Source organism: Desulfobacterales bacterium (assembly GCA_034003325.1).
In the GTDB taxonomy this organism is placed as follows: domain Bacteria; phylum Desulfobacterota; class Desulfobacteria; order Desulfobacterales; family JAFDDL01; genus JAVEYW01.
Genome location: JAVEYW010000042.1, coordinates 1 through 1,978 on the forward strand (window position 1 = coordinate 1; position 1,978 = coordinate 1,978).

The window sequence follows — 1,978 nt, forward strand, 5'->3', positions numbered from 1 at the left end:
ACTAACATCTCCTCTTAACCTTCCGGCACCGGGCAGGTGTCAGGCCTTATACTTCATCTTTCGATTTCGCAAAGCCATGTGTTTTTGTTAAACAGTCGCCTGGGCCATTTCTCTGCGTCCGCTCTTCAGCGGAGTGCTTTCTCCCGAAGTTACAGCACTATTTTGCCTAGTTCCTTAGCCATGAATCACTCGAGCACCTTAGGATTCTCTCCCCAGCCACCTGTGTCGGTTTACGGTACGGGTATAATATACATTAACGCTTAGAGGGTTTTCTCGGAAGCCTGATTACGGTCATTATCCGCTTGCCCGAAAGCGCACGGTACTATCAGGTTCGACATCCGGCACGGATTTGCCTATGCCGGATTTATCTACACCCTTCAACGCACTATTCCGTCAGTGCGCAGACCTGTCACTTCTCCGTCGCCCCATCACTGTATATCACAGTACAGGAATATTAACCTGTTGGCCATCAGTCTCGCCTTGCGGCTGAACCTTAGGACCCGACTAACCCTGATCCGATTAGCGTTGATCAGGAAACCTTGGCTTTTCGGTGTCCCGGTTTCCCACCGGGATTATCGTTACTTATGCCTACATTTGCTTTTCCAGGCGCTCCAGAAAACCTTACAGTTCACCTTCTACGCCCCTGGAATGCTCCCCTACCAATCAATACCCTAAGTATTGAGTCCACCGCTTCGGTAATATGCTTATGCCCGTTTATTATCCATGCCCGATCGCTCGACTAGTGAGCTGTTACGCACTCTTTAAATGAATGGCTGCTTCCAAGCCAACATCCTAGCTGTCTGTGCAATCAGACCGCGTTTTTTCAACTTAGCATATATTTGGGGACCTTAGCGGATGATCTGGGTTCTTTCCCTCTCGGACCTGGACCTTAGCACCCAAGCCCTCACTCCCGTGGAGCATGTCATGGCATTCGGAGTTTGTCAGAATTTGGTAGGCGGTGAAGCCCCCTAGTCCTATCAGTAGCTCTACCTCCATGACACTCACACACGAGGCTGCCCCTAAAGGCATTTCGGGGAGTACGAGCTATCTCTCAGTTTGATTAGCCTTTCACCCCTACCCACAGCTCATCCGAAAACTTTTCAACGTTTAACGGTTCGGTCCTCCATTGTGTGTTACCACAACTTCAACCTGGCCATGGGTAGATCACTAAGTTTCGCGTCTACCCCCAGTGACTATACGCCCTGTTAAGACTCGCTTTCGCTCCGGTTGCTCCCCTTAAAAGGATTAACCTCGCCACTGAAGTGTAACTCGTAGGCTCATTATGCAAAAGGCACGCCGTCATCCCACAATAAGCAGGACTCCGACCGCTTGTAAGCGAAGGGTTTCAGGTTCTGTTTCACTCCCCTGTGCGGGGTGCTTTTCACCTTTCCCTCACGGTACTGGTTCACTATCGGTCTCTCAGGAGTATTTAGCCTTGCCGGATGGTGCCGGCCATTTCACACAGGATTTCTCCGGTCCCGCGCTACTCAGGATACTCGCTTAAACAAAATCATGCTTTCATGTACCGGGCTTTCACCGTCTGCGGCCCGCCTTTCCAGACAGTTCCATTAGCTTGTCTTGTTCATTATGCAAGTCCTTTAACCCCAGGATTGCCTCAACAAACCTGGTTTGGGCTGATCCGCGTTCGCTCGCCACTACTTGCGGAATCACTATTGTTTTCTTCTCCTGCGGGTACTTAGATGTTTCAGTTCCCCGCGTTCGCCTCCCCGTTGCCAGGGATAACCGTCCTGAAGACGGCTGGGTTGCCCCATTCGGAAATCTCCGGATCAACGCTTATTTGCAGCTTCCCGAAGCTTATCGCAGCTTGTCACGTCCTTCTTCGCCTCTGAGAGCCAAGGCATCCACCTTTCGCTCTTATTCACTTCTTTAATTACTTCGTACTCGATTTAACGATTCTCGTTCTAAAACTTAAATTGCTATCTCGTTGTGTATCTTCCCAGTATGTCAAAGAGCGTTT

At 50.1% G+C, this 1,978-nt stretch carries 1 rRNA gene; it reads right to left on the bottom strand.

Annotated features, from left to right (window positions below):
- A 23S ribosomal RNA gene (locus RBT11_20565) occupies positions 1-1,889 on the bottom strand; the annotation flags it as partial.
- Positions 1,890-1,978: the final 89 nt, after the last annotated feature.